6 protein-coding genes and 1 rRNA gene are annotated in these 6,578 nt (G+C 35.4%); 4 read left to right on the top strand and 3 right to left on the bottom strand.

Annotated features, from left to right (window positions below; genetic code table 11):
* Positions 1-94: ribosomal RNA gene (locus tag ACINWC141_RS05240) — 16S ribosomal RNA — on the bottom strand; the annotation flags it as partial.
* A 541-nt stretch (positions 95-635) separates the two neighbouring features.
* Between ACINWC141_RS05240 and yfiR the strand changes: the two genes are divergently transcribed.
* From yfiR to yfiB, 3 genes are read left to right on the top strand one after another with little or no spacing between them, the layout of a single operon-like run.
* Entirely contained in the window at positions 636-1,139 is a 504-nt protein-coding gene (yfiR, locus tag ACINWC141_RS19360; RefSeq protein WP_155757878.1) for a regulatory sequestration protein YfiR, read from the top strand.
* Between the two features lie 5 nt (positions 1,140-1,144).
* The gene (gene dgcN / locus ACINWC141_RS05235) at positions 1,145-2,368 is read left to right on the top strand and encodes a diguanylate cyclase DgcN/YfiN (protein WP_034677722.1); all 1,224 of its coding nucleotides are present in this window, start codon (positions 1,145-1,147) and stop codon (positions 2,366-2,368) included.
* 14 nt (positions 2,369-2,382) lie between these two features.
* Entirely contained in the window at positions 2,383-2,862 is a 480-nt protein-coding gene (gene yfiB / locus ACINWC141_RS05230) for an outer membrane lipoprotein YfiB (protein WP_009388724.1), read from the top strand.
* Between the two features lie 47 nt (positions 2,863-2,909).
* On the opposite strand, the gene ACINWC141_RS05225 is transcribed toward yfiB, so the two are convergent.
* Positions 2,910-3,920 (bottom strand): metallophosphoesterase, encoded by a 1,011-nt coding sequence (locus tag ACINWC141_RS05225; protein ID WP_009388727.1) that lies wholly within the window; start codon positions 3,918-3,920, stop codon positions 2,910-2,912.
* 106 nt (positions 3,921-4,026) lie between these two features.
* Between ACINWC141_RS05225 and ACINWC141_RS05220 the strand changes: the two genes are divergently transcribed.
* Entirely contained in the window at positions 4,027-5,652 is a 1,626-nt protein-coding gene (locus ACINWC141_RS05220; RefSeq protein WP_009388689.1) for a phospholipase D family protein, read from the top strand.
* Here the strand turns inward: ACINWC141_RS05220 and ACINWC141_RS05215 are convergent, their stop codons facing one another.
* A complete protein-coding gene (locus tag ACINWC141_RS05215; RefSeq protein ID WP_009388687.1) occupies positions 5,653-6,462 on the bottom strand; it encodes a lysophospholipid acyltransferase family protein in 810 nt (269 codons plus the stop codon).
* Positions 6,463-6,578 lie beyond the last annotated feature (116 nt).

Raw genomic sequence — 6,578 nt, 5'->3', positions numbered from 1 at the left:
AAGTGATAGTGCAAGCACCATCACCCCGCTCGACTTGCATGTGTTAAGCCTGCCGCCAGCGTTCAATCTGAGCCATGATCAAACTCTTCAGTTAAAAATCATTTTGCACCTTATTAAAGACAAGGTGCCAATTCTGGCTCATCAATTTTCTGACTTAAATTTCGCTCAAATAAACTTCGAGTAATTTAAACCAATCAATCAATGATAATATTTCGATTAATCAATCAGTAAAAATCCACACAAGTTGTTCTTCAATTCTCTTAATGATCTTCTTCCTGGTTCGTCACCAGCAAGCTAGGTCGGCTATATTACTCTTAATCTCTTAAAAGTCAACAGGTAATTTCGATATTTTTAAAACTTAATCTCTAAACCAACTTCCCATCAAATTCATCACTTAAAGCAATCAACTCAATTCCAAGTAACTGTTTTTCAACAAGTTTCTATCTGCATCACCGCCGATGGATGTGCATTATAGACCATCCCAATCCCTTTGCAACCCCTTTTTTAAACAAACATTATCGTATGAACGTTTTTTAGCCTTTTTAGTCAACTTTAGATGAGATATTAAACTTTTTTTACTTTATCAACTTCATGTAGAATAGATTATTCGTGCAATAGTTTGGCATTAACTCACCATGTGGCAGTTCGCTAAAAAAGTATTTGTTTGCATACTTGTAGTGTTTGCTACGAGTGGGCCTTGTTATGCCAATTCGAAGCATAACTTCTATGTGCTTACTTTATCTATTCTAAGCTACAGTAAGTGGGAGAATATAAATACTCCTACTCTTTGTGTTATTGATAATCCCTCCATTACATCTACCTTTCAATCTTATATCCAGCAATTGTCTTATAATTATCGTGTTCAAACTGTAAACGCGAAAGATTTTGCCCGGTCACATTGTCAGGCTGTTTATTTTTCTACTACTCCTCCACAGCAACAACAAAGCCTTATTCAGAATTATCCTTATCGCTCTTTACTTTCTTTAAGCATTAACAATTCAGACTGTGAAATAGGAAGTATCTTTTGTTTATATAATCAAAATAATTACACTACCTTTAAAGTTAACTTAGATGCTTTAAGCCACTCCAAAGTTCATATTGATCCGAGAGTATTGCTCTTGGCTAAGAATGCGGAGTAAGGATCATGATATCAAAGTTGTATCAGTCCACTTCACTGCATGCATTATTTAGAAAATCTCAATTTACTATTTTTGCTATTACGTTTTTTATTTGCTCTTTTACGTTTGTATCAATTTCTGTTTTTACAATGGAAACTTACGCCAAACAAAATTTGCAATTGCTAAGCCATACTCTGCTAGAGCGTATTCAGCCCGCAGTGGTATTTAACGATAAGATTACAATCGAGCAAATTTTGAATGAATATACGAATGATCATTCAATTCGTACTATTCATATTTATGATTCAGAACATCATTTAATTGCACAGAGTTTTAAATTATCAAGTCAAACTTCAATTTTAGAAGGATGGTTTGATCATTGGTTTTTAAATGAACCTGTTCATCTTACAATTTATCATCATGAACAAAATGTAGGTGAACTCACGCTTTTTGGTAGTTCTGAAAAAATATTGCAGTTCCTCAAAATGATTATGGTGGGGCTTGCAATTGCGATGTTGTTTATTGTTTGCGCTTTGTGGTGGTCAGTAAACCTAACTTATCGTCAAATTATGCAAGCTATCTATCCGCTGACCAATATTGCTCAAATTGTAAGTGAGCAAAAAGCTTATAATCTTCGCTTCCCTTATAATCGCATTAAAGAATTTCAAGATTTAAATACCGTTTTTAATGAGTTACTTGAAGAAATTCAGATATGGGACAATCAATTACAAAAAGAAAATCGTAAATTGTCATTTCAGGCTCATCACGATCAGCTCACCTTATTACCGAATAGACATTATTTTTATCAAATTCTTTTAGATATGTTTGAAGATAAGGGATTTGATAATAAATCTGCTTTATTGTTTATAGATAACAATAACTTCAAATCAATTAATGACCAGTTTGGTCATTTAGCTGGAGATGAAGTTTTAAAAGAAATGGCGAATCGTTTGCAAACCCGTTTACGTCATCAAGATTTTATCGCGCGTTTAGGTGGCGACGAATTTGCAGTCATTTTGCATTCCATTAGTCATGCTGATCATTTAATATCTATTGCTGAAAATTTACTCGAAAGCTGTAAAGAACCTTTACATCTGAATGGTCAAACCATTTACTTCAGTTTTAGTGTAGGTATTGCTTTATCACAATTTGCATCTAGCCCCGAAGATTTCATTATGCAAGCAGATCAGGCAATGTATAAGGCTAAAAATTCGGATGAACACTGGTTTATCTATAAACCTGAAAATTAAATTTAGGCTAATCTATGAATACAAGATCTTTAAAACTCTCCTTTATTGCATTGCTATGCATTACTCTTGCAGGGTGCCTGAGTTTTGGTCCATTAAAGTATCGTCAAGTAAAACTGCTCAAGAAAGAAGGTTTTGTTCTTACTGATGAAGGATGGACTTTAGGTTTACCAGAACGTTTGTTATTTGATTTTAATGATGCAGAGTTAAAACAAAGCCATGAAGCTGAATTAGTGCGTCTAGCAAATCAATTGAATAAGTATGATCTGAATAAATTGAAAATTGTTGGTCACACTGATGATGTGGGTGATGCTACATATAATCAGAAGCTATCTGAAGAGCGCGCACAAAGTGTAGCAAACCTTTTCTTAGCTCGTGGATTTAAAAAAGAAAATATCTACGTGATTGGTCGTGGTTCAACCCAGCCCTATGTTCCAAATACAACCAATGAAAATCGTGCGATTAATCGACGTGTAGCAATTGTTGTTATTCCATAATTTTGATTTATAAAAAAAGCCAATCCTTTGTGATTGGCTTTTTTATTTTAAACTAACTCAATAATATCAATGGTTGGTGGAACTCTAAAACGCAAAGGAATTCCGACCATTCCCGTGCCGACGGTAACAAAGACATCTGCATGCTCGTGAGAGTAAAAACCACGTTTGTGGCCTAAAATTGATACTTTTTTCATAATATAGTTAGTCAGCCATGGAAGCTCCACCTGCCCTCCATGTGTATGCCCAGATAACATTAAAGGACGATTCGGTAATTTTGGCACCATATCTACCGTATCAGGATTATGAGAAAGAATCAGCCAAGGCTTGTCTTGGGGTAAATCTGGCATAGAACGCATATCTGTTTTTCCGGCCCAGAGATCACCAATACCAATCAAACGGAATTCTTCAAAATCAACTATTTTGCCTTCAATATCGACAACTTCATTATAAAACAAGGCATCTTTTAATAATTGTTGAATCGGTGGACCAGGATATTGCTCATCATGGTTTCCAGGAACCGAATATACAGGCGCCTGAATTTCTTTTAAAACACTCAATTCTTGAATTAGTCTATCTTCTGGTTCATAAGTCCAGTCCCCTGCTACGACGACTAAATCAGGTTGCTGTTCATTTAATTTTCTAACTATGGTTTTGAGCTGACGTTCATGCCCTGAAAATAAACCAATATGTAAATCTGCAATCAAAGCGACTTTTACAGGTTTATTAAAACTACGATCTGGATTTAACCGATATTGATGAGTATCAACACGTACTAGATGAGGTTCAATAAACCGAGCATAAATTAGAACACCACTTAAGAAAAAGATGAAAACACCTTGATGAATTGAATAGTAACCAATCCAAGCAGCGTATAAATTAAAGAACCAGAGCGGAATAAGTAGATAAGAGAGGTAAAATGCGAGTAAATGGACAAAAGCTTTAAATGGATGAATGGTCTCGGTCCGAGATTGATGAATCCAAGCCTCAGAAATTCCCCATAAAGCAAGTATTGAAAAAATAAAGTAAAAACAAAAAATAATTGAATTTGGATTCCACATTACGACTCTCGACTTATCTTATATTGATTGCTAGTAATCAAATTCAATATTTATCTTTCAATATGCACGAATTATACTCTAGCTCACGTTATCGTATGTACTGATTATGGCACAATCCTTTCCTTCCAAACAGCTTCAAACGAATCAACAAGCTAAAGGCTTTTTGATAAAAGCCTCTATAGTCCTATGTTCTAGTTTTGCTGTGGGTTTGACAGGATGTAGTACTCTGCCAAAACATCGTATTGAGCCAGTACAATATGCAAAAGATATTGATACCTCTCAGACCTCACTTGCCAAAATTATTACACCCTTACGTCAGCAAAATCCAAAGTTAACGGGTTACCATGTCTTAAATGATCCATTGGAAGCTCTAGCAGCCCGCCTAAGATTAATTGATAAAGCCGAAAAGACTTTAGATTTACAATATTATATTTGGGATAATGACAAAGTTGGTGCTTTAGCTTTGCACGCAATTATTCGAGCAGCTGATCGTGGGGTAAAAGTCCGACTTCTTATTGATGATAATAATGCAAAAAAAATAGAAGGGATTTTGCTTGCCCTTTCTCAGCATAAAAATATTGAAGTTAAACTTTTTAACCCTTACCGTTTTCGTAAATATCGTGCGATGGACATGGTGCTTGATTTAAAACGTATCAATCGTCGCATGCATAACAAAAGTTTTATTGCCGACAATGAGGTTGCTCTTATTGGCGGACGTAACATGACAAATCAATATTACAATGTTAGCGATAGCTATCAGTTTTCTGATGTCGATGTGATGTTAGTGGGTGCTGCTGTTGATGATATTGTGAATTCTTTTGATGACTATTGGAATCATGAATATGCATATTCAGTTCAAAGTATCGTAAGTCCAGAGCAACATCATCTACGCTATGAAGGATTAAAAGAGCAACTCGAAGCTCATTACCAACAGGCAACGGTTCAAAACTTTCTAAACTTAACCGCAAAATCACATGCATTTGATGAATGGTTAAATCGCAATATTCAATTCGACTGGGTCAAAGCAGAAGTCGTAAAAGACTCACCTGATAAAATCAAATCGAAAGCTAAAAAAGAAGAACACTTAAATTTCCAGTTAATCAACCACCTAGAAAAACCAGAAAGTAATGTTGATTTAATCTCAGCTTATTTTATTCCTGAAAAACAAGGCGCCAAGATTTTAAGTACGCTTGCTAAAGAAGGCGTTGAGGTTCGAGTTTTAACTAATTCGTTTAAAGCGAATGACGTTGGTGTTGTGCATGCATTTTATGGAAAGTACCGTAAAGAACTTCTTAAAAACGGCGTACAACTTTATGAGTTTTTACCTACACCAGATAAAAGAGATTTAAATAAAAATACAGATGAGCTTGCGACTAAAGCTAAAGTGAATATGAAAGGATTAAGCCGTTCAAGTTTGCATACTAAACTGATGGCATTAGATGAACAGGTTTTTATTGGTTCATTTAACTTTGATCCACGTTCGGCTTATTTAAATACTGAAATTGGCGTGATCTTAGATAGCCCATCATTAGCTAAGACCATTCACCATACAATGGATGAAAATTTAAATAAATATGCCTATAAATTAAAGCTCGACGCTAACAACCATATTTATTGGCAGCAACAAACTCCAAATGGTCCTTTAATTTATAAACAAGAACCTGAGATGAAATGGTGGCAAAAAGCAGGCATGAAGTTTCTTTCATGGCTGCCACTTGAAGGGTTTATGTAATTAATTTTTTGGCTTAAGTACCTTTTGATGTAGTTGAGCCAGACCTTCTACCATTTTTTCTTGAACTTCTCGCGTTAAACTTTTGACATCGTGTCCTTCCACTGAAATCGGAGGCAAAGTTAACAAATGAGCTGTTACTTTCGGCATTTCAAGTACACGCTGAATATGTTCGGCAAATGTCATCTCACCAATGAATGGCGCGACTGTATCTAATTGCCCATCACGGTTTACATAGCAAATCAAACACACCTGTACTGGGCGTTGAGCTTCAATAGCAGCTCCAAGTAAACGACCATGAACTTTCTTAACAGAATGCCCATCTGTGGTCGTTGCTTCAGGAAAAAATAGTACTGGAATATTTTGTTTTAAAAATTCGGTAATTTGCTCACGGATTTTAACGGAATCCCCTGACCCACGCTTAATAAATAAAGTTCCGCCACCTTTAGCGAGATTTCCAAGAATCGGCCAATTTTCAATTTCTGCTTTGGCAAGAAAGAAAACACGAGCCCCTGAACCTAAAACAGCAACATCTAGCCATGAGATATGATTACTTACCCATAAAGCAGGTTCTCTAGGAATTGTTCCGTGTACTTCTACATCTAAGTTAAAAACCTGACATAAACGGCGGCAAAAATATTGAACATAGCGGGTATTAACCGGATTATTAGGATCTTTATAAAGCCCATGTCGATAAACTAAATAAAAACCTTCACTAATTGCAGCGGTGGCAGAAGTGACTTTTTTTCCGTATAAACCTATTTTTGATAATTTCTTTAACGTTGAATTAACTATACTTTGCGTTTGAGCCATAAAATTTCACTAACGATCAATCATTGTTATACCCATCTCGAGCCATTCTATACGTTTCGGAATAAACTTGCATTGATGATAGAGAAAGGGAAATAAAATAAATTCAGTCACCTCTA

The sequence above is a fragment of the Acinetobacter sp. WC-141 genome (assembly GCF_000313935.1).
In the GTDB taxonomy this organism is placed as follows: domain Bacteria; phylum Pseudomonadota; class Gammaproteobacteria; order Pseudomonadales; family Moraxellaceae; genus Acinetobacter.
Note: the sequence above shows the minus strand (reverse complement) of the source record. Positions and strands in the feature narration are given on the sequence as shown.